23 protein-coding genes are annotated in these 26,245 nt (G+C 73.7%); 11 read left to right on the top strand and 12 right to left on the bottom strand.

Translation table 11 applies throughout. The annotated features are described in order from the left end of the window. Nucleotides 1-6: 6 nt before the first annotated feature. Both Q6347_RS00315 and Q6347_RS00310 read right to left on the bottom strand, forming a co-directional pair. On the bottom strand, nucleotides 7-1,269 hold the full coding sequence (locus tag Q6347_RS00315; RefSeq protein WP_304604687.1) for an amidohydrolase: 1,263 nt from the start codon (nucleotides 1,267-1,269) through the stop codon (nucleotides 7-9). Between the two features lie 81 nt (nucleotides 1,270-1,350). Then, complete coding sequence (locus Q6347_RS00310; protein WP_304604686.1) at nucleotides 1,351-3,399, bottom strand: NAD(+) synthase; 2,049 nt, start codon at nucleotides 3,397-3,399, stop codon at nucleotides 1,351-1,353. A 71-nt stretch (nucleotides 3,400-3,470) separates the two neighbouring features. Between Q6347_RS00310 and Q6347_RS00305 the strand changes: the two genes are divergently transcribed. Together Q6347_RS00305 and Q6347_RS00300 are read left to right on the top strand one after the other, a co-directional pair. Further along, a complete protein-coding gene (locus Q6347_RS00305; RefSeq protein ID WP_304606309.1) occupies nucleotides 3,471-4,193 on the top strand; it encodes a copper resistance CopC family protein in 723 nt (240 codons plus the stop codon). A 163-nt stretch (nucleotides 4,194-4,356) separates the two neighbouring features. Then, nucleotides 4,357-4,638, top strand: a complete 282-nt coding sequence (locus Q6347_RS00300; RefSeq protein WP_304604684.1) for an HU family DNA-binding protein — start codon at nucleotides 4,357-4,359, stop codon at nucleotides 4,636-4,638. A 186-nt stretch (nucleotides 4,639-4,824) separates the two neighbouring features. Here Q6347_RS00300 and Q6347_RS00295 read toward each other — a convergent pair whose 3' ends face one another. Next, entirely contained in the window at nucleotides 4,825-7,575 is a 2,751-nt protein-coding gene (locus tag Q6347_RS00295) for a flippase-like domain-containing protein (RefSeq protein ID WP_304606308.1), read from the bottom strand. A gap of 172 nt (nucleotides 7,576-7,747) precedes the next feature. On the opposite strand from Q6347_RS00295, the gene Q6347_RS00290 reads away from it, so the two are divergent. Genes Q6347_RS00290 through Q6347_RS00275 form a run of 4 tightly spaced genes read left to right on the top strand, consistent with a single transcriptional unit; the run spans nucleotide 7,748 to nucleotide 13,202 of the window. Continuing rightward, nucleotides 7,748-9,397, top strand: a complete 1,650-nt coding sequence (locus tag Q6347_RS00290) for an ABC transporter substrate-binding protein (protein WP_304604682.1) — start codon at nucleotides 7,748-7,750, stop codon at nucleotides 9,395-9,397. 15 nt (nucleotides 9,398-9,412) lie between these two features. Continuing rightward, a complete protein-coding gene (locus tag Q6347_RS00285; protein WP_304604681.1) occupies nucleotides 9,413-10,456 on the top strand; it encodes an ABC transporter permease in 1,044 nt (347 codons plus the stop codon). Continuing rightward, the gene (locus Q6347_RS00280) at nucleotides 10,456-11,526 is read left to right on the top strand and encodes an ABC transporter permease (protein WP_171246183.1); all 1,071 of its coding nucleotides are present in this window, start codon (nucleotides 10,456-10,458) and stop codon (nucleotides 11,524-11,526) included. Before Q6347_RS00285 ends, Q6347_RS00280 begins: the two co-directional genes overlap by 1 nt. Then, nucleotides 11,523-13,202 carry an ABC transporter ATP-binding protein gene (locus Q6347_RS00275; protein WP_304606307.1) on the top strand — a complete coding sequence of 560 codons (1,680 nt, stop codon included), beginning with the start codon at nucleotides 11,523-11,525 and terminating at the stop codon, nucleotides 13,200-13,202. The genes Q6347_RS00280 and Q6347_RS00275 overlap by 4 nt, the downstream gene beginning before the upstream one ends. 56 nt (nucleotides 13,203-13,258) lie before the next feature. On the opposite strand, the gene Q6347_RS00270 is transcribed toward Q6347_RS00275, so the two are convergent. Further along, on the bottom strand, nucleotides 13,259-14,074 hold the full coding sequence (locus Q6347_RS00270) for a CPBP family intramembrane glutamic endopeptidase (protein WP_304606869.1): 816 nt from the start codon (nucleotides 14,072-14,074) through the stop codon (nucleotides 13,259-13,261). Nucleotides 14,075-14,275: 201 nt separating this feature from the next. Here Q6347_RS00270 and Q6347_RS00265 point away from each other — a divergent pair, with 201 nt between their 5' ends. From Q6347_RS00265 to Q6347_RS00250, 4 genes are read left to right on the top strand one after another with little or no spacing between them, the layout of a single operon-like run. Further along, a complete protein-coding gene (locus tag Q6347_RS00265; RefSeq protein WP_304604679.1) occupies nucleotides 14,276-14,926 on the top strand; it encodes a hypothetical protein in 651 nt (216 codons plus the stop codon). Then, a complete protein-coding gene (locus Q6347_RS00260; RefSeq protein ID WP_304604678.1) occupies nucleotides 14,923-15,222 on the top strand; it encodes a transcriptional regulator in 300 nt (99 codons plus the stop codon). The genes Q6347_RS00265 and Q6347_RS00260 overlap by 4 nt, the downstream gene beginning before the upstream one ends. Further along, nucleotides 15,219-16,112, top strand: coding sequence for an ABC transporter ATP-binding protein (locus tag Q6347_RS00255; RefSeq protein WP_304604677.1), 894 nt, complete (start codon nucleotides 15,219-15,221; stop codon nucleotides 16,110-16,112). Before Q6347_RS00260 ends, Q6347_RS00255 begins: the two co-directional genes overlap by 4 nt. Beyond that, a complete protein-coding gene (locus Q6347_RS00250) occupies nucleotides 16,109-16,909 on the top strand; it encodes an ABC transporter permease (protein ID WP_304606306.1) in 801 nt (266 codons plus the stop codon). Before Q6347_RS00255 ends, Q6347_RS00250 begins: the two co-directional genes overlap by 4 nt. Nucleotides 16,910-16,930: 21 nt before the next feature. On the opposite strand, the gene Q6347_RS00245 is transcribed toward Q6347_RS00250, so the two are convergent. The 4 genes from Q6347_RS00245 to Q6347_RS00230 form a co-directional block, all read right to left on the bottom strand. Then, the gene (locus Q6347_RS00245; RefSeq protein ID WP_304604675.1) at nucleotides 16,931-19,435 is read right to left on the bottom strand and encodes a cation-translocating P-type ATPase; all 2,505 of its coding nucleotides are present in this window, start codon (nucleotides 19,433-19,435) and stop codon (nucleotides 16,931-16,933) included. 172 nt (nucleotides 19,436-19,607) lie between these two features. After that, nucleotides 19,608-19,922 (bottom strand): heavy-metal-associated domain-containing protein, encoded by a 315-nt coding sequence (locus tag Q6347_RS00240; RefSeq protein WP_304604674.1) that lies wholly within the window; start codon nucleotides 19,920-19,922, stop codon nucleotides 19,608-19,610. Between the two features lie 22 nt (nucleotides 19,923-19,944). Continuing rightward, nucleotides 19,945-20,286, bottom strand: coding sequence for a metal-sensitive transcriptional regulator (locus Q6347_RS00235; protein ID WP_304604673.1), 342 nt, complete (start codon nucleotides 20,284-20,286; stop codon nucleotides 19,945-19,947). Between the two features lie 59 nt (nucleotides 20,287-20,345). After that, nucleotides 20,346-20,891 carry an HU family DNA-binding protein gene (locus Q6347_RS00230; RefSeq protein ID WP_304604672.1) on the bottom strand — a complete coding sequence of 182 codons (546 nt, stop codon included), beginning with the start codon at nucleotides 20,889-20,891 and terminating at the stop codon, nucleotides 20,346-20,348. Between the two features lie 244 nt (nucleotides 20,892-21,135). On the opposite strand from Q6347_RS00230, the gene Q6347_RS00225 reads away from it, so the two are divergent. Further along, on the top strand, nucleotides 21,136-21,924 hold the full coding sequence (locus Q6347_RS00225) for a hypothetical protein (RefSeq protein ID WP_304604671.1): 789 nt from the start codon (nucleotides 21,136-21,138) through the stop codon (nucleotides 21,922-21,924). A 73-nt stretch (nucleotides 21,925-21,997) separates the two neighbouring features. Here Q6347_RS00225 and hemL read toward each other — a convergent pair whose 3' ends face one another. Genes hemL through hemC form a run of 4 tightly spaced genes read right to left on the bottom strand, consistent with a single transcriptional unit; the run spans nucleotide 21,998 to nucleotide 26,199 of the window. Continuing rightward, complete coding sequence (gene hemL, locus Q6347_RS00220; RefSeq protein ID WP_304604670.1) at nucleotides 21,998-23,371, bottom strand: glutamate-1-semialdehyde 2,1-aminomutase; 1,374 nt, start codon at nucleotides 23,369-23,371, stop codon at nucleotides 21,998-22,000. A 40-nt stretch (nucleotides 23,372-23,411) separates the two neighbouring features. Next, the gene (hemB, locus tag Q6347_RS00215) at nucleotides 23,412-24,416 is read right to left on the bottom strand and encodes a porphobilinogen synthase (RefSeq protein ID WP_304606305.1); all 1,005 of its coding nucleotides are present in this window, start codon (nucleotides 24,414-24,416) and stop codon (nucleotides 23,412-23,414) included. Next, nucleotides 24,413-25,168 (bottom strand): uroporphyrinogen-III synthase, encoded by a 756-nt coding sequence (locus tag Q6347_RS00210; RefSeq protein WP_304606304.1) that lies wholly within the window; start codon nucleotides 25,166-25,168, stop codon nucleotides 24,413-24,415. The genes hemB and Q6347_RS00210 overlap by 4 nt, the downstream gene beginning before the upstream one ends. After that, nucleotides 25,165-26,199, bottom strand: coding sequence for a hydroxymethylbilane synthase (gene hemC, locus Q6347_RS00205; RefSeq protein WP_304606303.1), 1,035 nt, complete (start codon nucleotides 26,197-26,199; stop codon nucleotides 25,165-25,167). The genes Q6347_RS00210 and hemC overlap by 4 nt, the downstream gene beginning before the upstream one ends. Nucleotides 26,200-26,245 lie beyond the last annotated feature (46 nt).

Below are 26,245 nucleotides of genomic sequence, written 5' to 3'. Positions count from 1 at the left end.
CAGACCTCAGGCGAACCGTGCGGAGCGCTCCACGACGCGACCGGCGCCCCGCCCGCCGTCGGCGTCCCGGTCCCAGGAGTACACCGCGGTCCCGGTGACGAGGACGTGCTCGGCGCGGGCGTTGACGTCCAGCGGGTCGCCCGACCAGATCACGACGTCACCGTCGAGGCCCGGCCGCAGCGCGCCGACCCGGTCGTCCAGCCCGAGGATGCTCGCGGGGTTGACCGTCAGCGCCTCCAGGGCGACCTGTCGGTCCAGTCCCTCCTTGACGGCCAGGGAGGCCTGGTGCACCAGGAAGTTGATGGGCACCACCGGGTGGTCGGTGGTGATCGCGACGGTCACCCCGGCCTCGGCCAGCCGGGCCAGGTGGGCGATGTCGCGGTTCCGCAGCTCGACCTTGGTGCGGGTGGTGAACATCGGCCCGAAGATCACCGGGACGCCCTTCTCGGCGAGCACGTCGGCGACCGCGGCGCCGTCGGTGCCGTGGTTCACCACGAGGCGGTAGCCGAACTCGTCGGCGAGCCGCATCGCCGTGGCGATGTCGTCGGCCCGGTGCGTGTGCTGGTCCCAGGCGAGCTCGCCGTCGAGGACGCGGGCCAGCGTCTCCTTGGTCAGGTCGCGGGCGAACGGCTCGCCCTTCTCCTCGGCGGCGGCGCGGGCGGCCGCGTAGTGCTGGGCGTCGAGGAACGCCTGGCGGATCACCGAGGCCACCCCGAGCCGGGTCGACGGCGTCTTCTTCTGCTCGCCGTACACCCGCTTCGGGTTCTCGCCCAGGGCGCTCTTGACCGACACCGCCTCGCGCAGGACCTGCTCGTCGACGGTGCGTCCGCCCCAGGTCTTGATGGCGACGGTCTGCCCGCCGATGGGGTTGGCCGAGCCCGGCTTGACGACGACGGAGGTCACGCCGCCGGCCAGGGCGTCGCGGAACCCCTCCTCCTCGATGTTGATCCCGTCGAGGGCGCGGAACGCGGCCCCGTTCGGGGCCGTCTTCTCGTTGGTGTCGTCCCCGGCCCAGCCCTCGGCCTCCTCGTGGACGCCGACGTGGCCGTGGGCCTCGACGAACCCGGGCAGCACCCACCGGCCGCCCGCGTCGAGGGTCGGGACGCCGTCGGGGATCTCGACGTCGGCGCCGACGGCGGTGATGACGCCGTTCTCGATCAGCACCGTGCCGTTCTCGACGGGGTCGCCGGCCACGGGGACGACGTAGCCGTTCGTGACGGCGACGGAGCTGCGGGTGGTTCCGGGTGCGGTGGGGTAGGTGGAAGTCATGGGGGCCATCCTGCCCCCGGCACCCCGGCACCCCGACGGCCTCGACCGGGCGGGGCCGGCCGGCGGGCGACCCGCGCCGCGTCAGCGCTCCGGGACGTTCTCCTCGATCTCGCGCAGCCAGGCCGCCGCGGACGCGTCCGACGGCATCCGCCAGTCCCCGCGCGGCGACATCGTGCCGCCGGGCGACACCTTGGGGCCGTCGGGCAGCGCGGACCGCTTGAACTGGGAGGCGAAGAACCGGCGGAAGAAGACCAGCATCCAGCGGCGGATCTCGGCCAGGTCGAAGGCCGACCGGTCGTCGTGCGGGTAGTTCGGCGGCCACGCCCCGGCCTCGGCGTCCCGCCAGGCGTGCCAGGCGAGGAACGCGATCTTGGACGGCCGCATCCCGAACCGCAGCGTCCAGAACAGCGTGAAGTCCTGCAGCGCGTACGGGCCGACCGTCGCCTCGGTGGACTGCGGCGTCTCGCCCTCCCCGGACGGCACGAGCTCGGGGGAGATCTCCTGCACGACGATCTCGCGCAGCACGTCGCCCACCTCGACCGGGAAGTCGCCCGAGTCCGCCACCCAGCGGATCAGGTGCTGGATGAGGGTCTTGGGGACGCCGGTGTTCACGGCGTAGTGCGACATCTGGTCCCCGACGCCGTAGGTGCACCACCCCAGCGCCAGCTCGGACAGGTCGCCCGTGCCCAGGACGATGCCGCCGCGGTGGTTGGCGATCCGGAACAGGTAGTCGGTGCGCAGCCCGGCCTGCACGTTCTCGAAGGTGACGTCGTAGACGGCCTCGCCCTCGCCGTACGGGTGGCCGAGGTCGCGCAGCATCTGCTCCGCGGCGGGCCGGATGTCCAGCTCCTCGAACCGCACGCCCAGGGCCTTGGCCAGGCGGGTGGCACGGTCCTTGGTCTCCGCCGACGTCGCGAACCCCGGCATCGTGACCGCGTGCACGTCAGTGCGCGGCCGTCCGAGCCGGTCCATCGCGTTCGCGGCCACGATGAGCGCGTGGGTGGAGTCGAGACCGCCGGAGACGCCGACGACGACCTTCGGCCGGCCGATCGCGGTCAGCCGTCGCTCCAGGGCGGTGACCTGGATGTTGTACGCCTCGTAGCAGTCCTGGGCGAGCCGCGCCGCGTCGTCGGGCACGAACGGGAAGCGGTCCACGTGCCGGCGCAGGCCGACGTCGCCCGACGGCGGGCGCACCTGCCACTCGACGACGCGGAAGCCGCGCACCCGGTCGCCGAGGGCGCGCCGGTTGTCGTCGAACGTGCCCTGACGCAGCCGGTCCTGGCGCAGGCGGTCGAGGTCGACGTCGGCCACCGCGCGCCGGGGGCCGTCCGGGAACCGATCGGTCTCGGCCAGCTCGTCGCCGGCCTCGTAGACCATGGTCTGCCCGTCCCAGGACAGGTCGGTGGACGACTCGCCCTGCGACGCCGCGGCGTAGACGTAGGCGGCGTGGCACCGGGCCGAGGCCGAGCGCACCAGGAGCCGACGGTCCTCGGCGCGGGCGATCGTGATGGGGCTCGCCGAGGGGTTCAGCAGCACCGTCGCGCCGGCCAGCGCGGCCTCGGCCGACGGCGGGACCGGCACCCACATGTCCTCGCACACCTCGACGTGCACCGTCAGGCCCGCGACGTCGGAGGCGCGGAACAGCAGGTCCGGGCCGCACGGGACCTCCTCGGCCGCGAAGGGCAGCCGGACCGTGGACCCGCGCAGGTCGGTGCCGGAGGCGAACCAGCGCTGCTCGTAGAACTCGCGGTAGGTGGGCAGGTACGACTTCGGGGCCACACCGAGCACCCGGCCGCCGTGGACCACCACGGCGCAGTTGTGGACGCGCCCGTGGATCTCCAGCGGCGCGCCCACCACGAGCAGCGGACGCAGGTCGGCGCTGGCCTCGACGATCTGCTCGAGCGCGTCCCCGACGGCCTCGAGCAGCGGGTCGGCCAGGTGCAGGTCGCCCAGTGCGTACCCCGAGACCGACAGCTCGGGGAACAGCGCGACCGCCACCCCGTCGTCGTGGCAGGCACGGGCCTGGTCGAGGATCGCGGCGGCGTTCGCGGCGGGATCGGCCGACGTCACCGGCACGGTGCAGGCGGCCACCCGGGCGAACCCGTGAGCGTAGGCGTTGCGGAAGTCCACACCCCGAGTGTGCCCGACGACACCGGTCCGGTGTTGGCCGACGCCGCGACGGCGGGGCTATCGTCGACGTCGTGGCGCACCATCCCGAGGGCTCCCGGCCCCGATCCCGACCGTCCGCCCCGTCCGAGGGGCCGGACTGGACGCCCGTCCGCTCGCAGCGGCGGAACCGCCTGATCGCCGCGGTCGTGGCGCTCTCGATGCTGCTGACCGCCGTCGGCGGCACCGCCGTCATGCTCGTCGGTGCGCTGTCCGCCGGCGCGCACGACCAGCTGCTCTCCACCGACCCCGAGGACGGGGCCTCCCTCGAGGAGCCGGTCGAGAACCTGACGCTCACCTTCAGCTCCGACGTCATCGCCGACGGCACGCAGGTCCGCGTGACGCCGCCGTCCGGCGAGCCGGTCGACGCCGAGGTCACCGTCGACGGCCCCGAGGTCGTCGCCGCCGTGCCCGGGCAGGCCGCCGGCGGGGAGTACGAGGTCGCCTGGCGCGCCGTGTCCTCCGACGGTCACCCCATCGAGGGGTCGTTCGCCTACGAGGTCGCCGCTCCGGCGGCGGACGCGGGCGACGACCCCGCGCAGGCCGCCGAGACGGACGACCGGGCCGCGGCACCGAGCGAGCAGCCCGGCCCGTCCGCTCCGGGGCAGGACGACTCCTCGGGCGCGGGCGGGATGCCCGTGCTGTACGGCGGCGCGCTGGTCGCGATCATCGGGGTCGCCGCGCTGATGCTGGCGCGCTCGCGCCGCCGGCTCCACGACGACCACGGCCAGGGCCCGACCCAGGGGCCGCTGAGCTGACCCACCCGTCCGCACGGGGCTGGTCAGGCACGCCGAGACGGCGAAAAGTCGCAGGAACCCGCGGATGTTCCATAGTGTGTTCCCGGTCCACCGGTTCTGCCGGTCTGGCCGTGAACGTGACGACGTACGGCTCCGTACGTCGTGATCCGGAGAAGGGATTCACATGTCGCTGAACAAGTCCGAGCTGGCCTCGGCCATCGCCTCCAAGGCCGACCTGACCAAGTCGGACGCCGAGGCTGCGCTCAACGCTTTCCAGGAGGTGCTCGTCGAGTCCCTCAGCAAGGGTGAGGCCGTCAAGGTCACCGGTCTGCTGTCGGTCGAGCGTGTCGAGCGTGCCGCCCGCACCGGCCGCAACCCGCGCACCGGCGAGGAGATCCAGATCCCGGCCGGTTACGGCGTCAAGATCAGCGCCGGCTCGCTGCTGAAGAAGGCCGTCGCCAAGTGATCCTCCGCTGACCCCGGTCAGCGTCCGAGGGCCCGTCGTCCGCGGAGTCGCGGACGACGGGCCCTCGTGCGTCCGCTCCCCCTCCGGCGCGACGAGCGTGCGCACTCGGTACCCGATCCGCGGGGATGGCGTGCTGAACGAGCACGCTCGTCGCTCCCGCTCCCGCGCCCGGCCCAGCGCCCGGGGTCAGAGGTCGCCCTTGCGCTCCAGGTAGCGCATCGCGGCCCAGCCGAAGGGCACCCGGCCCCAGTAGGTGACCACCCGGAACAGGATCGTCGTGGACAGCGCGATCGAGGCCGGGATGCCTGCCGCGGTGAGCCCGGCCGTCAGCGCCGCCTCGACACCACCGAGACCACCCGGCGTCGGGACCAGTGCTCCGAGGGCGTTGCCCACGAGGTAGATGACGGCCACGTCGATGAGGTTGAGGGACTGGCCGAACGCCGCCAGCGCGGCGTCGAAGGCCAGCACGTAGCCCAGCGACATGACGACGTTGCCGCCGATCCCGAGGGCCAGCCGGGTCGGCTGGCCGAGCATCTGCGACAGCCGCGGCCACACCTGCTCCAGCGTGGGCCTGATCTTCCCCCAGATCCACCGGCGGATCGCGGGGACCAGCAGGACGGCCGCGATGACCGCGGCGATCCCGGCGATCGCCAGCAGCACCGTGATCGAGGGCAGCTCGATGAGTCCGCCGGACCCGGTGAAGATCGAGAGCACCACCAGCAGGACCACGGTGACCACGAACTGGGAGACCTGCACCAGGGCGACGGTGGCCACGGCCATCGGCAGCTCGACGCCGCGGCGGGTGAGCATCCGCAGGTTGAGGGCGGCGGGACCGATGCCCGCCGGGGCCGCGAGCGCGACGAACGACCCCGCCATCTGGGTCAGCGTCGCCCGCCACAGCGGCAGCCGCTTCGGGGAGAACGCGACGAACGTCAGCGCGGCGCCGAACCACGTGACCGCGCCCAGCACGAACGCGGCGACCACCCACCAGGGGTTGGCCCGGCTCACGGCGTCGGTGATCTCGTCGAGGTTCATGGTGGTCACCAGCGCGGTGACCACACCGATCGACAGGGCGAGCGTGATGACGGTCCGGGCACCGAACCGCGTGATGTTCTCCGGCTGGACGTCGACCTGCGGCAGCCGTTCCACGAGGGCGTCGCGCAGGTCGTCGAGCAGTCCGCGGCGCTGGCGCACGGCCACGCGGGTCGCGGCGGGCAGGGCGATGGACTGCAGCAGCGGGCCCACGGCGGCGACGTCGTCGGCGGGCAGCGCACGCACGGCCGACGCGACGGCAGGTCCGGGGCCGACCCGCAGCGCGAGCAGGGCGAGCATCTGCACCAGGTCGAGGCGTCGGCCCAGGATGGTGGAGGCGATCTCGCCCTGCTCCCACCCGGTCAGCCACACCCGGGGGCGGGTGCCGTGGGAGTCCACGAGCAGCACGTCCGGGGTGAGCGCGTGGTGGGTCAGGCCGGCCTCGTGCGCGCGCCGCAGCTGTTCCCAGACGGCGGCCAGGACGGCGTGGCCACGGTCCCCGGCGAGCGCCTCGTCGGGCAGGTCGCGCCACGGCACGGCACCGACGGCGTGCTCGGTGACCAGCACGATCGAGTCCGCGGCCTCGCCCACGCCGAGCAGCCGCGGGGTGCGCACGTGGGCGGCGTCGGCGGCGTAGGTGAGCATCGCCGTGCGTTCGGCGACGGCCTTGAGGGACACCTGGGCCCGGCCCTCCAGGCCGCGCAGGCGCAGGCCGCGCCACAGGCGCGTCAGGACGCCCACGACGTGCCGGTCGCCGTCGAGCACGACGACGTCGCGGCGGTCGCCGTCCGGCGTGAACATCGCGTAGACGCGGGCGTCCCCGGTGCGGGTCAGGGCGCGGGTCGCCGGGTCGGCGAGGGTGTCCGACGCCGGCAGCCCGGTGCGGACGTCGGCGCCGGTGCCGCGGCGGCCGCCGTAGCGGGGACGGTTGCGCAGCAGGGCGCGCAGGGTGGTGCGGCCGGTGACCGCGCCGGAGGCGTCGACGTCCGTGACGGTCTCGTCCGGTATCGGGGCGGGGGGCGTGTCGGCGTTCACGGGGGCGGTGACGTCCCGGACCCGCACGAGGGTGGTCGGGCGGAAGCCGGCACGGCGGACGGCCGTGACGAGCTCGCCGCCGTAGGCGCGTTCGGACCGCACCCCGGAGGCGTACTGCACGGTCTGGCCGGCGAGCCGGCCGAGCAGCAGGGCGACGAGCACGCTCGGCAGGGGGGCCTGCCCGGTGATCAGCGCGATGACCAGCGCCAGGTAGAGGACGTTCCACGACCAGCGGACGGTGCGCCGACGGGTGCGGGGGCCGGCGGTGGTGAGCAGCGCCGCGATGCCGACGACGTAGATGGGGACCGTGATCCGCCAGGCCCCGTCGCGGAAGATCGACAGCGACCGCAGCAGGTCGTCGCCGCCCCACCAGCCGACCATCAGCACGGTGAGGACGCCGAGCACGATGCCGAGCGTCGCGGCGACGATCGACTCCACGACCTGACGGCCGAGGCGCCGCACGCCGAGCTCGGCGAGCACGGCGACGGGCACGAACAGCGTGACGAGCCCTTCGAGCACGGCGACCGGGATGAACAGCAGCTCGCCCAGCAGGGTGTTGAACGCGCGCACGTCGGCGGTCACGCCCTCGGTGGTGCCGTGGGCGACGACGGACAGCACGAGGACCGCGGCGACGCCGACGGCGCTGCTGATGAGGCCGAGCAGGTCCGAGGGGTTGCGGACGCGCTGCTCCGGGGTGTCGACGACCCGGACCAGCCCGGCGTCGTCGTCGGGGGCGCCGCCGGCGAGGAAGAGCGCGTCGAAGGCGCCGGTGGGCGGCGGCGTGTCCGCGGCGCCGTACGACCCGACGTCGTGCACCGTGCCCGGCGGGTTTCCAGGGCCCGCGGGGCCCTCGCCGCTGCCTCGGGACATGGGGGGAGTCTAGGTCGGCGGGGCGGTCGAGGCCCGGTGGAGGGGGTGAAGGCCGGACTGATCTGCCGGACATGTCACACTGATGTGATCTGGGCGACATGATTGCCTGATAGAACTGCCGTCAACGTGGACGGCATGCGGCCGGGAGGCCGCATCGAGGAGGGAAACACACATGAGGACGATTCGCGGGACGCGACGCGCCGTCTCGACCGCTGCCGGGGCGGCTGCTGTCGCGCTGGTGCTCACCGCGTGCGGCGGTGGCGGCACGGACGAGGGCTCCGAGGCGGAGGGCGACAGCGGTGCTGGTACGTCGCTCACCATCGGCACGACGGACAAGATCACGACCATCGACCCGGCCGGCTCGTACGACAACGGGTCCTTCGCGGTGATGAACCAGGTCTACCCGTTCCTGATGAACACGCCGTACGGGAGCCCGGACGTCGAGCCGGACATCGCCGAGTCCGCCGAGTTCACGGCGCCGACCGAGTACACGGTCACCCTGAAGTCCGGGCTGAAGTGGGCCAACGGCAACGACCTGACCGCGTCGGACGTGAAGTTCAGCTTCGACCGTCAGCTGGCGATCGCCGACGAGAGCGGCCCGTCGTCGCTGCTGTACAACCTGGACAGCACCGAGGTCGTCGACGACACCACCGTCGTCTTCCACCTCAAGGAGGCGAACGACCAGGTCTTCCCGTCGATCCTGTCGTCCCCGGCGGGCCCGATCGTGGACGAGGACGTCTTCTCGGCCGACGCCCTGACCCCGGACACGGAGATCGTGGACGGCCAGGCCTTCGCCGGCCAGTACGTGATCACCAGCTACACGCTCAACGAGCTGGTGACCTACGAGGCCTTCGACGGCTACCAGGGGCTGCTCGGCGAGGCGAAGACCCCCGAGATCAACGTGTCGTACTTCGCCGACGCCTCCAACCTCAAGCTCGAGGTCCAGCAGGGCTCGGTCGACGTGGCCTTCCGGTCGCTGTCCTCGACCGACATCGAGGACCTGCAGGGCGACGACGGCGTGAAGGTCGTCGAGGGCCCGGGCGGCGAGATCCGCTACGTCGTCTTCAACTTCGACACCCAGCCGTACGGCGCCGCGCAGGACGACGCCGACGAGGACAAGGCGCTGGCCGTGCGTCAGGCCGTGGCCCACCTCATCGACCGCGAGGCGATCTCCGAGCAGGTCTACAAGGGCACCTACACCCCGCTGTACTCCTACGTCCCGGCCGGCCTGACCGGTGCGACCGAGTCCCTCAAGGAGATGTACGGCGACGGTGACGGCGGCCCCGACACCGACGCCGCCACGCAGGTGCTCGAGGACGCGGGCGTCGAGACGCCGGTCGAGCTCAGCCTGCAGTACTCCAACGACCACTACGGCCCGTCCTCGGGCGACGAGTACGCCCTGATCAAGGACCAGCTGGAGTCCTCCGGGCTGTTCAGCGTCGACCTGCAGACCACCGAGTGGGTGCAGTACAGCAAGGACCGTACCGCCGACGTCTACCCGGCCTACCAGCTCGGCTGGTTCCCGGACTACTCCGACGCGGACAACTACCTCACGCCGTTCTTCCTCGACGGCGGGTTCCTCGGCAACCACTACTCCAACCCGGAGGTCGACGAGCTGATCGTCGAGCAGGGGGTCACCGAGGACGCGGACGAGCGTGCCGGCGTCATCGAGGAGATCCAGGACACGGTGGCGCAGGACCTGTCGACCGTGCCCTACCTGCAGGGCGCGCAGGTCGCCGTGGTGGGCTCGGACGTGTCCGGCGCCGAGGAGACCCTCGACGCCTCGTTCAAGTTCCGCTACGCGGCGCTGAGCAAGGGCTGATCGAGGACCCTGTCCGTGGCTGCATCACCGACGGCAGGAAGCGCACTGGGGCGGTACGTCCTGGTGCGCTTCCTGCTCATCATCCCGACCGTCTTCATCCTGGTCACCACCGTGTTCGTGCTCATGCGCGCCACGGGTGACCCGATCACGGCCGCCCTCGGCGGTCGTCTCACCCCCGACCAGCTCGCCGAACGCATCCAGGCCGCCGGGTACGACCGGCCGATCCTCGTGCAGTACTGGGAGTACCTCTCGGGGATCCTCACCGGCGACTTCGGCACGACGATCAGCGACAACCGGCCCGTCACCGAGGTGCTCACCACCTACGGCGCGGCGACGCTCGAGCTGAGCACGTACGCCGTGCTGGTCGCGCTCGTCCTCGGCGTGCCGTTCGGCATGATCGCCGCCTACCGGCGCGACCTGCTGCCCGACGCCGTGCTGCGCGTGCTGGCGATCCTCGCCTACGCGACGCCGGTCTTCTTCGCCGGTCTGCTGCTGAAGCTGATCTTCTCCGTCTGGCTCGGCTGGTTCCCGGTCGCGGGCAGGGTCTCGACGGCCGGCGAGATCGAGATGCGCAAGGCGGGTGCCGACTCGGGCTTCATGGTCGTCGACGCCCTCGCCACCGGGGACCCCGCCGTCCTGCTCGACGTGCTCTCGCACGCCGTCCTGCCGTCGCTGGCGCTCGGCCTGCTCACGGCCGGGGTGTTCCTGCGGCTGGTGCGCACCAACATGATCAGCACGCTGGGCACCGAGTTCGTCGTCTCCGCCCGGTCGCGCGGCGTGAAGGAGCGGCGCCTGGTCACCGCGCACGCGTGGCGTCCCGCGCTCATCCCGATCATCACCGTCGCGGGCATGCAGATCGCCATGCTCCTGGTGGGCGCCGTGCTCACCGAGACCACCTTCGAGTGGCGCGGCCTCGGCTTCCAGCTCTCGGAGTACCTGCAGGCCCGCGACTTCGTGGCCGTGCAGGGGATCGTCGTGGTCATGGCCGTCATCGTCGCGGTGACGAACTTCCTGGTGGACGTGATCGCCGCCCTCGTCGACCCGAGAGTGAGGTACTGATGACCGCCCCGGAGACCCAGGGGGCCCCGCCCCCGGTGCCGGCCGCGCCCGAGCACCTGCAGGGGCGCGGCGCGTGGTTCAAGCGGCTGCCCGTCGTGCACCAGGTGCGCCAGAGCGTCGGCCTCCAGCGCGGCATGCTCGTCACGGGGCTGGTGCTGTGCGCCGTGTTCGTGGTCACCGCCGTCGGTGCCCGCTGGATCGCGCCGTACGGCTGGTCCCAGCTGCGCACCCCGGAGGGCGCCTTCGGCGCCCAGCAGCCCCCGAGCGCCGAGCACTGGTTCGGCACCACCGTCGGCGGGTACGACGTGCTCTCCCGGGTGGTGTGGGGCGCGCAGACGGCGCTGCTCGTCGTCATCGTCGCGGTGACGGCGTCCATCGTCGTCGGCGTGCTGCTCGGTCTGGTCTCGGGCTACTTCGGCGGCTGGGCGGACCGGGTGCTCGTGCTCGTCGCCGACGCCGTGTACGCCTTCCCGTCGCTGCTGCTGGCGATCCTGCTCGCCATCGTCATCTCGGGCGGCCAGTCGAGCATGTGGGGCGGCGTCCTCGCCGCCGCGCTGTCGATCACGGTGGTGTTCGTGCCGCAGTACTTCCGCGTGGTGCGGGCCGAGGTGGTCCGCATCAAGGGGGAGGCGTTCGTCGACGCCGCTCGTGTCCTGGGCACGCCGCACCGGCGGATCATGACCCGCCACGTGCTGCGCAACTCGGTGCGCACCCTGCCGCTCATCGTCACGTTGAACGCCTCCGAGGGCATCCTGACCCTGGCGGGGCTGGGCTTTCTCGGGTTCGGCATCGAACCGACGGCCGCCGCGGAGTGGGGCTACGACCTGCAGCGGGCGGTCGCGGACGTCACCTCGGGCATCTGGTGGACGGCGCTGTTCCCCGGTCTGGCGATCGTGCTGGCCGCCATGGGGATGACGCTCGTGGGCGAGTCCCTCAACGACCTGGCCGACCCGCGGCTGCGGGTGCGGTCCCGGTCGCGCAAGGTCGCCGGCGCGGTGGCCGCCACGTCGGTGGACGCCGGGTCGGACGCCGACGCCGGGACCACCGGCCCGTCGAAGGAGGAGTCATGAGCACGTCGCGCGTCGCGCACATCGAGGACCTCGCGGTCTCGTTCGCCACCGACGCCGGCCCGGTGCGGGCCGTCGACGGCGTCAGCCTCGACGTCGCCCCGGGCGAGGTGCTCGCGATCGTCGGCGAGTCCGGGTCGGGCAAGACCGTGACGGCGAAGACCATCCTCGGCCTGCTGCCGGAGACGGCCACGGCGAGCGGCGCCGTCGTGCTCAGCGGGCACGACGGCGCGCGGACCGACGTCGTGCACGTGTCCGGCGCGGAGCTGCGCCGGGTGCGCGGCCGCGACGTCGCCATGGTGTTCCAGGAGCCCTCCACGGCGCTGAACCCGGTCTACACGGTCGGCTGGCAGATCGCCGAGGGGTTGCGTGCCCACGGCAAGGTCTCGGCGAAGGAGGCGCGGCGACGGGCGGTCGAGGTACTGCGGACCGTCGGGATCCCGGACCCCGAGCAGCGCGTCGACCACTACCCGCACCAGTTCTCCGGCGGTCAGAAGCAGCGTGTTGTCATCGCCATGGCGCTGGTGCTGGACCCCGGCCTCATCGTGGCCGACGAGCCGACGACGGCGCTCGACGTCACCGTCCAGGCGGAGATCCTGGACCTGCTGCGGCGGCTGCGGGACGAGACCGGGACGGCGATCGTGCTCATCACCCACAACATGGGGGTGGTGGCGGACCTGGCCGACCGGGTCGCCGTGATGTACCAGGGCCGTGTGGTCGAGGAGGCTCCCGTGCAGGAGCTCTTCGCCGACCCGCAGGCCGAGTACACCCGGACGCTGCTCGGGGCGGTGCCACGGGTCGGCGAGGGCACCGCGCGCGCCGAGGCCCGGGCGGCGTCCCGGCCCGAGGGATGGGCCGACGGCGAGCCGGTCGTGCGGGCCGAGCACCTGACCATCACCTACCCGGGCAGGTTCCGGCGTCCGGGCTTCACCGCGGTCGACGACGTGTCCCTGACGATCCGGCCCGGTGAGGTCCTGGGGCTGGTGGGGGAGTCCGGTTCGGGCAAGACGACCATCGCCCGGGCCGTGGCCGGGCTGCAGCCCGTCACCAGCGGGTCGCTGCGGGTGCTGGGCACGGAGATGCGCGGTGCCAGGGGCCGTGCCCTCGCCGGCATGCGGCCGCGGCTCGGGTTCGTCTTCCAGGACCCGGCGACGTCGTTCAACCCGCTGCTGACGATCGCCGAGTGCGTGGCCGAGCCGCTGGTCGTGCACGGCCGGGCCGCGTCGCCCGCGGCGGCACGTGGCCGGGTGGACGAGCTGCTGGAGGCCGTCCAGCTCCCGCGCTCCTACGGCGACCGCTACCCGCACGAGCTGTCCGGCGGGCAGCGTCAGCGGGCGTCCCTGGCGCGCGGCCTGGCGCTGGACCCGGAGCTGCTGGTGGCGGACGAGCCCACCTCGGCCCTCGACGTCTCGGTGCAGGCCCGGGTCCTGGAGCTGTTCGCCGACCTGCAGGCCGAGCTCGGGTTCGCCTGTCTCTTCGTCTCGCACGACCTCGCGGTCGTGGACCTGCTCGCCGACCGGATCGCGGTGCTCTACCGCGGGCGTCTCGTCGAGTCCGGGACCGGTGCGGAGGTGCTGGGTTCGCCGCGCGAGGACTACACCCGTCGGTTGCTGGCCTCGTTGCCGGTGCCGGACCCGGCCGAGCAGGCGCGACGCCGGACGGCCCTGGCGACGGCGTGACGCCGTGACCCTCGGGTGGGGGCGGCCCCGTGCCGCTCCCACCCGGCGGTCCGCCGTCAGCCGACGCCGAGCGCGGAGAGCCAGTCGGCCGGCAGGAACGCGTACCCGACGAAGGCGACGACGTCGAGCAGGGTGTGCGCGATCACCAGGGGCAGCACGCGCTGCCGTCCCCGGCGTGAGGTGTAGAACCAGGCGAAGACGACGCCCATGACCATGTTGCCGAAGAACGGGCCGATGCCCTGGTACAGGTGGTAGGAGCCCCGCAGCAGCGAGCTGGCCACGACGAAGGTCACGCGGTGCCAGCCGAGGTCGCTCGTGCGTTCGTGCAGGTAGGCGACGGCGATCACCTCCTCCAGCAGCCCGTTCTGCAGCGCGGCCAGCATGAGGACCGGGACGGTCCACCAGTAGTCCTCGAGCGCGCTGGCCTGGATCTCGACGGTGATCCCCAGGAACCGCCCGAGGGTGTAGAACGCCAGCCCGGGGATGCCGATGGCCGCCGCGAGGGCGAAACCCCAGGCGGTGTCCCGGCCGGGCCGGGCGGCGTCGAGACCGATGCGGCGCAGGGTCCCCGGGCCGCGGGCGCTCAGCAGGTACAGGGCCAGGGCGACGGGCAGCACCGCGAACGCGATGCCGAGCAGCTGGTACGTCAGGTCGAGGTACGGGCGCGCCGACCGCGAGGCGTTGAGGGTCGCGGACTGCTCGGCCAGCGCCGTGCCGGAGGTCAGCCTGGCGACGATGTTGACCAGCGCGTAGATCGCGCTCTGGCCGAGGCTGAGGCCCAGGACGAGCCAGATCTCGGCGCCGGTCCGGCGGCGGTCCCGCGGCGTGCGGGCCGGCGCGGCAGGGGCGGGCGGTGTCCAGTCGTCCGTCACCGCGGGTCGTGGTGCGCTCACCGGCCCAGCCTAAGCGCGCCCCACCCTTCGCTGTGGGTATGAGATGTGCGGCCCCACCGCGGGTCGGAGGCGCAGATTTCATGCCCACAGCGGTCGGTGGGGTCTTGTGCGTTCCTGGAACCGGTGGCATACTGCAAAGTAGTTTGTACTGCAAACCTCATCGAGAGCACCGGAGCCATCGTGAGCACCGAACCCGACAGCCGGTCCGACCACCCCCTCGACCCCGCCGCGAGCCTGGACCTCATCGCGGAGTCCCAGCGTCGGGTCCGCCGCGGCACCGAACCGGACGGCCGCCTGATCTGTCTCGTGTGGGGGATCGCCTGGGCGGTCGGCTACCTCGTGCTGTGGACGAGTGCCCGCGCGCTCGGCGTGCCCGGCGTGGTGGCCTACGTCGTCTTCGGGACCCTGCTCGCCGTGGCCGTCGTCGTCACGATCGTGCACAGCGCGCGCCGCGCCGCCGGGACCCGCGGCCCCGGGCACCGGGCCACGGTCCTGTGGGGGGCGACGTGGTTCCTGGCGTTCGGCGTGTACCCCTTCGTCATCGCCGGACTCGGCCGCGCCGGGGCGTCCGACGACGTGACGGGCCTGGCCTCGAACGCGTTGGCCTGCGTCATCATCGGCGTCATGTACCTGACCGGGGGCGCGTCCTTCGGCGACCGCGGGCTGTCCGTCCTCGGGGCCTGGATCCTGCTCACCGGGGGCGTCGCGACGATGGCGGGGATGCCCGCCACCTACCTCGTCATGGCGACGGTCGGCGGCGGCGGGTTCCTCGCGATCACCGTGGTCTGGCAGGTGCTGCACCTGCGGCGCCGGGCAGGGGCGCGGCGATGACCGAGCTCGACACCGTCATCCACGCCCCGGCGCGGCTGCGGGTCGTGTCCACGCTCGCCGCGCTGGAGGTGGGGGAGGAGATCACCTTCGCCAAGCTCCAGAAGCTCCTGGACATGACCGCGGGCAACCTCTCGACGCACCTGCGCAAGCTCGAGGACGCCGGCTACGTGCGCCAGACCAAGGAGTTCGCCGGGCGTCGGCCCGTCACCTACCTCGCCCTGACGACGGACGGTCGACGGGCCTTCGAGGACTACACCACCACCCTGCAGGACCTCTTGAGAGGAGCCGGATCATGACCGTCATCGACGTCGACGGCGTCACCCGCCGTTTCGGGGACGTCGTCGCCCTGGACGACGTCTCCCTGGAGGTGGGCCCCGGTGAGCTCGTCGGGCTGCTCGGTCCGAACGGTGCCGGCAAGTCGACCCTGCTGTCCCTCGTGAGCGGCCAGCGGCGACCCGACACCGGCCGCGTCCGGCTGCTCGGCGGCGACCCGCGGGACGCGGCGTCGCGGATCGGGCTCGGCATCACCCCGCAGGAGACCGGCCTCCCGCCGACCCTGCGCGTCGGCGAGGTGGTCGACTTCGTCGGCGGGCACTTCCCGGACCAGGTGCCGACCGCCGAGCTGCTCGAGCAGTTCGGTCTCACGGACAAGGCGCGCAAGCAGACCGGGTCGTTGTCCGGCGGCCAGAAGCGGCGGCTCGCCGTGGCCCTGGCCCTCGTCGGCCGTCCCCGGGTGATCCTGCTGGACGAACCCACCACGGGACTGGACGTCACCGCCCGGCAGGTGCTGTGGGAGGCGATCCGGCGGTACCACGCCGGCGGCGGGACCGTGCTGCTGACCAGTCACTACCTCGAGGAGGTCCAGGCGCTGGCCGAGCGGGTGGTGGTGATCGATCACGGCGTGGTGCGCGCGGACGACTCCCTGGACGGGATCCTGCGCCGGGTGGGACTGCGCCGGGTGGTGCTGCGCGCGGCGGTCGACCTGGTCGACCGGCCGGGAGTGTCCCGCGGCGAGCACCGCGGCGACGGCACCCAGGAGCTCTACACGCCCGACGCGGACGCGCTGGTCCGTGACCTCGTGACCTCGGGCGTCGCGTTCTCGGACCTGCAGATCCGTGGCGCCAGCCTCGAGGAGGCGTTCGCCGAGATGGTCGCCTCCGGTTCCCTGGAAGGAGCGGACCGATGACCCGCGTGACACCCGCACCCGCCGTCGTCGCGCCGTCGGGCACCGTGAGCCCGGTGCGGATGACCTGGCTGCACCTGAAGTTCCAGTTCCTGGAGACGGTGCGCATCCCCATCGCGGTGCTGGGGAACATGTTCTTCCCCGCGCTGGCGATGTTCTTCTTCGTCGTGCCGCAGAGCGACGTCGCGCAGAACCCCGTGTTCGCCACGATGGCGGTCGCGGGGCTGGCCCTCTTCGCCGTCTGCTCGGCGAGCCTGTTCACCTACGGCCTCGGCGTGGCCGAGGACCGTCAGCTCCCGTTCGACCCGTTCGTGCGCTCCCTGCCGGCGGGGCCGGGACCGCGCATGGTCGCGCGGATCCTCAACGGGGCCGTCTTCGCGCTCTTCGGACTCGTGCCGCTGATCCTCATCGGCGCGTTCTTCACCGCCGCCTCGGTGACGCTCCTCGAGCTGCTCGCCGGGGTCGCGACGATCCTGGCGACGGCGGTCCCGTTCGTGCTGCTGGGGATGGCCGTCGGGTACTCGCTGACGGCCAAGGCCGCGCTGCCGGTCGTGCAGGTCGTCCTGTTCCCGCTGGCCTTCGCCGGCGGGCTGTTCCTGCCGCCGGTCGCGTTCCCCGACTGGCTGAACACGCTGTCCCAGGGGACGCCGACCCGCGCCGGCCGCGACCTGCTCGTGCAGGCGCTGACCGGCGCGGACGCCTACGCCGGCGCGTGGCCGGTGCTGATCGGCTGGACCGTGCTGTTCGCGACGCTGGCCGTGGTGGCGTACCGCCGCGACGAGGGCCGGCGCTTCCGCTGATCCTCGCCCACGACGACGATCTCAGCCGGCGCGGCGCAGGCGCAGCGAGTTGCTCACCACGATCACCGACGAGGCCGCCATCGCCGCACCCGCGATCATCGGGTTGAGCAGACCGGCCGCGGCCAGGGGGATCGCGGCGACGTTGTAGGCGAACGCCCAGAACAGGTTCTGCTGGATGATCCGCAGGGTGCGCCGGGACAGCCGGACGGCGGTGGCGGCCGCCCGCAGGTCGCCGCGCACCAGCGTGATGTCGCTGGCCTCGATCGCCACGTCGGTGCCGGTGCCCATGGCCAGGCCCAGGTCGGCGGTGGCCAGGGCGGCGGCGTCGTTCACGCCGTCACCGACCATCGCGACCGTGCGCCCCTCGGACTGCAGGCGCGCCACGGTGGCCGCCTTGTCCTGCGGCAGCACCCGGGCGATCACCTCGTCGATCCCGACCTCGGCCGCCGCGGCGCGGGCCGCGCCCTCGGCGTCCCCGGTCAGCAGCACCGGGTGCAGCCCGAGGTCGCGCAGCTCCCGCACGGCCTCGGCCGACGTCGGCTTCACCGGGTCGCGCAGCACGAGCACGGCGCGGGCCGACCCGTCCCAGGCGACGACGACGGCGGTCGCCCCGTCGTCCTCCGCCTCCGCGACGGTGTCCCGCACCTCGTCGGGGACACGGACGTCGGTCTCGTCGAGCCAGCTCAGCCGGCCGACGGTGACCCGGCGGCTGCCCAGCCCCGCGTCGCCCAGCCCGGAGTGCGCGGTCCGCACGACGGCCTCGACGCCCCCGCCGGGGACGCTGCGGAAGTCGAACACCTGCAGCGCGCCGGCCGTGACGCCGTCGGCCCCGACCTCGGCGGGCCGGCGGCCCGGGTCCGCGGCAGGATCCCCCGCGGAGTGCGGCGCGTCGTGTCCCTCGGCAGCCGCCGCGGGCGCGTGCGCGATCGCCTGGGCGATCGGGTGCTCGCTGCGTGCCTCGACGGCGGCGGCGTGCCGCAACGCCTCGTCGGCGTCGACCCCGGCCGCGGGGACGACCCGCTCCAGCGCCATCGCGCCGGCGGTGACCGTGCCGGTCTTGTCGAGCACCACGGTGTCGACCCGGCGCGTGGACTCGAGGATCTCCGGCCCCTTGATGAGGACGCCGAGCTGGGCCCCGCGCCCGGTGCCGACCAGCAGCGCCGTCGGCGTCGCCAGGCCCAGGGCGCACGGGCACGCGATGATGAGCACGGCGACCGCGGCCGTGAACGCGAACGGCAGGTCCGCACCGGCGAGCAGCCACCCGCCGAACGTCAGCACGGACAGGGTCAGCACGATCGGCACGAACACCGCCGAGATCCGGTCCGCGAGCCGCTGCACCGGGGCCTTGCCGGTCTGCGCCTGGGCGACGAGCCGCCCGATCTGCGCGAGCGTCGTCTCCTCGCCGACACGGGTGGCCCGCACCAGCAGGTGGCCGGAGGTGTTGACGGTGGCACCGGTGACGGCGTCACCGGGTGCGACGTCCACGGGCACCGGTTCGCCGGTCAGCAGGGAGGTGTCCACCGCGGAGGCGCCCTCGACGACCTCGCCGTCGGTGGCGATCGTGGACCCGGGCCGCACGGCGAACAGGTCGCCGACGCGCAGCGCGGAGACGGCCACGCGGTCGGTGACCGGCCGGCCGTCGTCACGGGTCACGGGGGTGCCGTCCGGTCGGGTGCGGACGCGCTCGGCGTCCTTGGCGCCCATCTCGAGCAGCGTGCGCAGCGCGTCGCCGGCCCGTCGCTTCGAGCGGTGCTCGGCGTACCGTCCGGCGAGCAGGAAGGTCGTGACCACCGCCGCGACCTCGAAGTAGAGCTCCGGTGCGCCGGCGTGCTCGCGGGAGGGCAGCAGCGACACGTCCATCGTCATGCCGATCTCGCCGGCCCCGCCGAGGAGCAGGGCCCACAGCGACCAGAGGGTCGCGGCGGTGACGCCGATCGACACCAGGGTGTCCATCGTGGACGACCCGTGCCGCGCCGCGCGGGCGGCCGCCGTGTGGAACGGCCACGCGCCCCAGGTGACCACGGGCAGCGCCAGGGCCGCCACGACCCACTGCCAGCCGGGGAACTGCCAGGCGGGCACCATCGACAGCGCGACGACCGGCACGGTGAGCACGGCGGACACGCGGAGCCGGCGGAGCAGGTCGGCGCCGCGGTACTCGGCGCCGCCGGCGGCGGGCGCCTCGTCCGCCGCCGGCGCGTCGGAGGACTCCTCCGGTCCGGGGACGTCCCGCCCGTCGGGTGCGAGGAGCACGTCGGTGCCCGCTCCGGGGTCGGACGACGTCTCCGCGCTGCGCGAGCGGGTGATCGTCGCGGTGTAGCCCGCGGCCTCGACGGCTCGTACGAGGGCGTCGTCGTCGTGCTCCTCGGTGAGGACCACGTGTGCGGTCTCGAGGGGAAGGTTCACGGTCGCCTCGACGCCGGGGAGCTTGCCGAGCTTCTTCTCGACGCGCGCGACGCAGCTGGCGCAGGTCATGCCCGAGACGGCGAGGTCGACCTCGCGCACGGTCGGGCTGGGGGTGGTGGTCATGGGAGGTGACTCCTGTGGTGCGTGCGTGGATGTCACCGGCGGCGGACCGGGGAGGCGGTCGGCGCGGTCGGGTGCACCGGGGTGTCCGGTGCGGCGCGGAGGGTCCGCGCCGTCCGGCAGGACGGCGGGTCGGCGGACGGTCCGCGGGAAGAAGGGGGGCGCAGGGGGCCGCTCAGCGGCCCCAGGTGTGCGCGGCGTCGTCGTGCGCCCGCTGCTTGCCGGGCGCCTGCTCAGCCTGCTGGGCCGCGAGCGCGTCCGTCTGCACGTCGAGCGAGGCGACCTCGTAGCCCGCCTCGTCGACGGCGGCGCGCAGCGCAGCCTCGTCGAGCGGCTCGTCGGAGAAGACCGTCACCTCGGACTCCGCGTCCGGGTGGAGCACGATGCTGACGTGCTCGGCGCGGTCGACGCTCTCGATGCGCTCGGTGACGCGCGCGACGGAGTCGGTGCTGGTCATGCCGGTGACGCCCAGCGTGGTGACGGTGCTCATGGTGCTCCTCGGTCTCCTCGGATCAGCTGCGGACGAGGCGTCCGATGGCATCGGTCGCCTCCTTGACCTTCGCGGCCCCTGCCTCGTCGGACTCGCGGGCGGCCCCGACGACGCAGTGGTTGAGATGGTCCTCGACCAGCGCCAGGCTCACGGACTGCAGCGCCTTCGTCACGGCCGACACCTGGGTCAGGATGTCGATGCAGTAGACGTCCTCGTCGATCATCCGGGCGATGCCGCGGACCTGGCCCTCGATGCGGCGCATGCGCTTGAGGTACGCCGCCTTGTCCGAGGCGTACCCGTGCGGGCCGTCGTGCTCGTCCACGCCGACCGCCGTGGTCGGGTCGGGCGCTGCTGTCTCGGTCATGGCTCCAGCATACCCTCCGGGGGTATGTGGTCAAGGGTGATTCCGGGCACGGTCCGCCGTCACTTCTTCTTCGACTTCTTGCTCTTCCCGGACTTCTTCGCGTCCTTGCCCGAGGCCCCCTTCGGGGCGCCCTTGGCCGACTTCTTGCCCTTGCCGGCCGTCTTGGCCTTCTTGGCCTTCTTCCCCTTCTTGTTCTTCTTGCCCGTGTCGGCCTTCGCGTCCGTGGCCGCCGTCTTCCCGGTGCCGGACGTCGCGTCCTGGTCCGACCTGGTGCCCTGCGCCGTCTTCGCGGTGTCCGTCGAGGCACCGTTCGTGGCGGGAGCGGGGTCGCCGCCCGAGACCCGCGCCTTGAACCCCGAGCCGGCCCGGAAGCGCGGGACGACGGCGGCCGGGACCTCGACCGTGTCGCCCGTGCGTGGGTTGCGGGCGGTCCGGGCGGGGCGCTCCGCGCCGGTGAAGGTCCCGAAGCCGAGCAAGGAGACGCGTTCACCGGCGGAGACGCTCTCCATGATCGAGTCGAGGACGGCGTCGACCTGCCGCCGCGCCTGGGTCGGGGTGCTCTCGGTGCGTTCCGCGACGGCCGCGGCGAGCTCGGACTTGTTCATCTCTGATCCTCTCCTGGCACCGGTCGAGGGAGCCGGGGCCCCCGAGATCCACCCAACGTACCCAAGGGTGCTGGTCGTCACCAGGATCGCGCGGACGGGTCCTCCCGCCGGGCCGCCCTGCCGTCGCGACCCGTCGGGGCGCGACGGGGTGAAAGAGGGGCATGACCTGGCCGTTCACGCCCCGGTGGCGCTATGTTGAGCCGCCGCCCGAGCGCTGTGCCGAGCGGCAGATCAGGGAGCGTCGATGAAGCGCATGATCGTGGCGTCCGTGGTGGGCGCCCTGCTGGCCGTCGGAGGGGTCGCCGCACCGGCGACCGCCGGATCCGGATCCGTCACCGACTCGGACACCGAGGGCCGGTCCGTCCGCATGACGGTGACCACACCGAAGTACGTGACCATCAACCGGGCGGGCTACACCAAGATCCCGGTGACGGCCAGGCTGGCATTCTCGGGGCCCGGCACCTTCACCGGGTGGTGGGGTGACGCCGGCTACGCGACGGCCGAGTCGATCAACGGCGACTGGCAGTTCTCCTGGGCCGACTTCACCGACACGGTCGAGACCACCAAGAAGACCACCGTCGTCTTCCGCAAGTACGACCGCCTCGCGCCGCAGCGGCTCGCCGTGGGGGCCGAGACGGCGCCCGTGTACGGCGGTTCGTTGCTCTACCCGTTCGACGACCACCTGACGACCGTGTACCTGCGCAACGCGCGCAAGATCGTGGGCACGGACGCCTACCGGAAGAGCGGCTCCCGGGCCTACGTCCAGGTCCGCGGGACGGTCAAGGAGAACGTCTGGAAGTCCTCGACGTCGTACGAGGGGACGTGGAGGGGCAGGAAGGGCGTCGAGGTCGCGATCCAGTTCAAGCCGGACGGCGCGGCGAGCTGGAGCACCGTCAAGTACGTCACGACCGGGACGGGCGGAGAGGTCGTCACCCGGATCCGCAAGGGCAAGGCGGGCACGGTGCGGATCGTCGTCGCGCCGACCAACCGCACCACGGCGGCCACCGGGACCGACGGCGTCGGCGCCCGCTGACCGTCGTCGGCGCGGGACGACCGTGCCCCGGTACCCGCCGTGGGTACCGGGGCACGGGTGCTCGGGAGCCGGGTCAGGCCGTCGCGGCCGCCGCGGCCCGCGCCGCCGCGGGCAGCGCTTCGAGGATGCGGCCGACCGCCTCCTCGTCGTGCGCCGCCGAGCAGAACCACGCCTCGAACAGCGAGGGCGGCAGGTTGACGCCCGCGTCGAGCATCGCGTGGAAGAACGGCCGGTGGCGGAAGACGTCCTGGGCCCGGGCGTCGGCGAACGACGCCACGCCGTCGCGAGCCGCGGCCTCGCCGAAGAAGACCGAGAACAGCGACCCCACGCGCTGCACGCGGTGCGGCACGCCCTCGGCGTCCAGGGCCTCCTCGAGAGCCGTCGACACGGTGTCGGCCACCTCGGACACCCGGTCGTACACGAGCTCGTCGGCCAGCCGCAGCGTCGCCAGGCCCGCGGCCACGGCGACGGGGTTCCCGGACAGCGTGCCCGCCTGGTAGACGGGGCCGGTCGGGGCGAGATGGTCCATGACCGACGCGGCGCCGGCCAGCGCGGCCACCGGCATGCCGCCGCCGACGACCTTGCCGAAGGTGAACAGGTCCGGGGTCCAGTCCTCGCCCTGCGCCCGGGCCAGACCCCAGTAGCCGGCGTCCGAGACGCGGAACCCGGTGAGCACCTCGTCCAGGACGAGCAGCGCCCCGTGCTGGGAGGTCAGGCGGCGCAGCCCGGCGTTGAAGCCCGGGGCGGGCGGCACGACACCCATGTTCGCGGGGGCCGACTCGGTGATGACGGCAGCGATGCGGTCGCCGTGCGCGGCGAACACCGCCTCGACGGCGTCCAGGTCGTTGTACGGCAGGACGAGGGTCTCGGCGGCCGCGGCCTCGGTGACCCCGGCCGACCCGGGCATGGCCAGCGTCGCGACGCCCGACCCGGCCTCGGCGAGCAGCGCGTCCACGTGCCCGTGGTAGCAGCCGGCGAACTTGACGACCAGCGGGCGTCCGGTGACGCCCCGCGCCAGCCGCACCGCCGTCATCGTCGCCTCGGTGCCGGTGGACACCAGCCGGACGTGCTCGGCGGCCGGGACCCGCCGACGGATCTCCTCGGCGAGCTCGACCTCGCCGATCGTCGGCGCGCCGAAGGACAGTCCGCGCGATGCCGCCTCCTGCACGGCGGCCACCACCTCGGGGTGGGCGTGCCCGAGCAGGGCCGGGCCCCAGGATCCGACGAGGTCGACGTACTCGCGCCCGGCGACGTCGGTGACGTAGGGGCCGCGGGCCGAGGTGAGGAACCGCGGGTCGCCGCCGACCGAGCCGTAGGCGCGCACCGGGGAGTTCACCCCGCCGGGGATGGCGTCCTGGGCACGCAGGAACGCGGAGTGGTTGTCGGCCGGGGGCGTGGCGCCCACGAGCGCCGTCTCGACCTGGCCGAAGCCTGCGGTGTCCGTCATCGTGGTCCTTCCGTTCGGTGGTGGCGGGGGCTCGGCCGGGTCAGGCGAGCCAGTCCGCGATCTCGTGCGCCCAGTAGGTGAGGATCACGTCGGCGCCGGCCCGCTTGATGGCCAGCACCGACTCCAGGACGGCACCGCGGCGGTCGATCCAGCCGTTCGCGGCCGCCGCCTCGATCATCGCGTACTCGCCGGAGACCTGGTAGGCGGCCACGGGCACGTCGGCACGGTCGGCGACGCCGCGCAGGACGTCCAGGGAGGTCCCGGCGGGTTTGACCATGACCATGTCCGCCCCCTCGGCCAGGTCCAGGTCGGCCTCGCGCAGGCCCTCGCGGGAGTTGGCGGCGTCCATCTGGTAGGTCCGTCGGTCGCCCTGCAGGGCGGAGTCGACGGCCTCGCGGAACGGGCCGTAGAAGGCGCTGGCGTACTTGGCGCTGTAGGCGAGGATCGACACGTCCTCGAAGCCCGCGTCGTCCAGCGCGTCACGGATCACGGCGACCTGGCCGTCCATCATGCCCGACGGCGAGACCACCTCGGCGCCGGCCTTCGCCTGCGCGACCGCCATCGTCGCGTAGCGCTCCAGGGTGCTGTCGTTGTCGACGACGCCCTCGGGGGTGAGCACGCCGCAGTGGCCGTGGTCGGTGAACTCGTCCAGGCAGGTGTCGGCCATGACGACGGGGCCGGGGCGCCCCGTCTCCGCCTCGACGGCGGTCACGGCCGCGCGCGCGGCCCGGATCCCGCGCTGCAGGATGCCGTCCGGGTCGTCGCCGGCGGTGCCGCGGCCGTCCCGCTTGGCGGGGATGCCGAAGAGCATCACCCCGCCGACCCCCGCGCGGGCCGCGGCGGCGACCGCGTCGGCCAGCGTGGCCTCGGTGTGCTGCACCTGGCCGGGCATCGACGAGATCGGCGCGGGCTCGGTCAGCCCCTCCTTGACGAACAGCGGCAGCACGAGGTCGGCCGCGTGCAGCCGGGTCTCGGCGGCGAGCCGGCGCATCCGCGGTGTCGTGCGCAGACGGCGGGGCCGGTAGACGATGCCGGACGTGCTCATGAGTTCTGCTCCAGGGCGGTCGTGACGGCGGCGGCGAGGCCGTCGTCGGTCGGTGCGGACGCGACGCCCGCGACGGTCAGGCCCACCTCGTGCGCGGTGTCGGCCGACGGACGGCCGATCGCGACGACGGGTGCGGCGGTGCCGAGCTGGGCGGCGATCTCTCGGGCCACGGAACCCGAGGTGACCACGACCAGGTCGTAGGGGCGGCCGACGACGTCCGCCGGCAGCGCGGTGCGCACGGTGCGGTAGGCGGTGACCACCTCGGGGTGCCAGCCGCGGGCGGCCAGACCGTCGCGCAGGGTGGGGCGGGCGCGGTCGCCGAGCGGCAGCAGCACGGGCCGCCCCTCCTCGTCGGCGTGCGGGAAGGCGGCGACGAGCCCGTCGGCCGAGGCGTCCGCGGGCACCAGCTCCGGGTCGACGTCCACGGCCCGCAGCGCGCGGACGGTGGCCGGGCCCACGGCGGCCCACCGGGTGGGTGCGGCGGCGAGCGGGCGGGCGGCGGCCCCGGCCAGGGCGTCGACCGCGTTCACGCTGGTGATCACGGTCCAGACGAACCGTCCGTCGTGCAGGTGGGCCACGGTCCCGCGCAGGGCCTCCTGGTCGTGCGCCGGCGCCCGGGTGATCACCGGGGCGACGGTGACGTCCGCCCCGGCGTCGCGCAGCAGCCCGGCCAGCCCGGCCGCCCGCTCCGGCGAGCGCGGCAGCAGCACCGACCGTCCCGTCAGCGGGGGACGTACGTCCGGGGCGGTCACGGGACCTCCGGGTCGTCCGTCCCGGTCAGCGTCCGGTCGGCGTCGCCGCGGGACGGCGGCGCCGCGGTCAGCGGTGCCAGCCGCGCGGCGCCGTCGGCGAGCAGCCGTTCGGCGACCCGGACGCCCAGCGCGCGGGCCGTCGTGTCCGCGTCGGCGTCGGACAGGTCGGGCCCGACGGCGACCCGGGCCGTGTGGGTGAGCTGCTCGGCGCCGTCGACCCGTCCGACGACGGCCGACATGACGAGCTCGCCGTCCTCCAGGCGGGCGTGGGCGCCGATCGGGGCCGAGCACCCGGCCTCGAGACGGGCCAGCACCCCGCGCTCGGCGGTCACCGCCAACCGGGTGGGCCGGTGGTCCAGGGCGGCGAACGCCTGGGCGAGCGCGCCGTCGGCGAGGTCGACGGCGCGGGCCTCGACGGCGAGGGCGCCCTGCCCGGGCGCCGGGGCGACGACCGACGGGTCGAGCACCTCGCTGACGACCTCGGTGCGGTCCAGCCGGCTCAGCCCGGCGAAGGCGAGCACGACGGCGTCCAGGTCGGCGTCCTCGCCGAGGGCCCGGGCCAGCCGGGTCTCGACGTTGCCGCGGATGTCGACGATCTCGAGGTCGGGCCGGGCCGCCTGGAGCTGGGCGGCACGGCGCGGCGAACCGGTGCCGACCCGGCCGTTGCGGGGCAGCGTCTCCAGCGTCAACCCGTCGCGGGCGCACAGCGCGTCGCGGGGGTCCTCCCGCTCCGGCGTGACGAACGTCAGGCCGGCGGGCTGGGCCGTGGGCAGGTCCTTCAGCGAGTGCACCGCGACGTCGCAGCGCTCGTCGAGCAGGGCCTCGCGCAGCGCGGCGACGAACACGCCCGTGCCGCCGAGCTGGGAGAGCGAGGTCGTGCGGTCGGCGTCCCCGGCGGTCCGGACGTGGACCAGCTCGACGGGGTGCTCGAGCAGCTCGGTCAGGCGGCGCGCCACGAAGCCGGACTGCGTGGTCGCCAGTCGGCTGGCCCGGGTGCCGAGGCGCAGGTGGGTGACGTCGAGGGTGCTCACCCGTCCAGTCTCTCGCGAACCGAGGGGTCCGGGACAACCCGGACGG

The organism is Isoptericola sp. b408, assembly GCF_030588085.1.
GTDB lineage: Bacteria > Actinomycetota > Actinomycetes > Actinomycetales > Cellulomonadaceae > Isoptericola > Isoptericola sediminis.
Note: the sequence above shows the minus strand (reverse complement) of the source record. Positions and strands in the feature narration are given on the sequence as shown.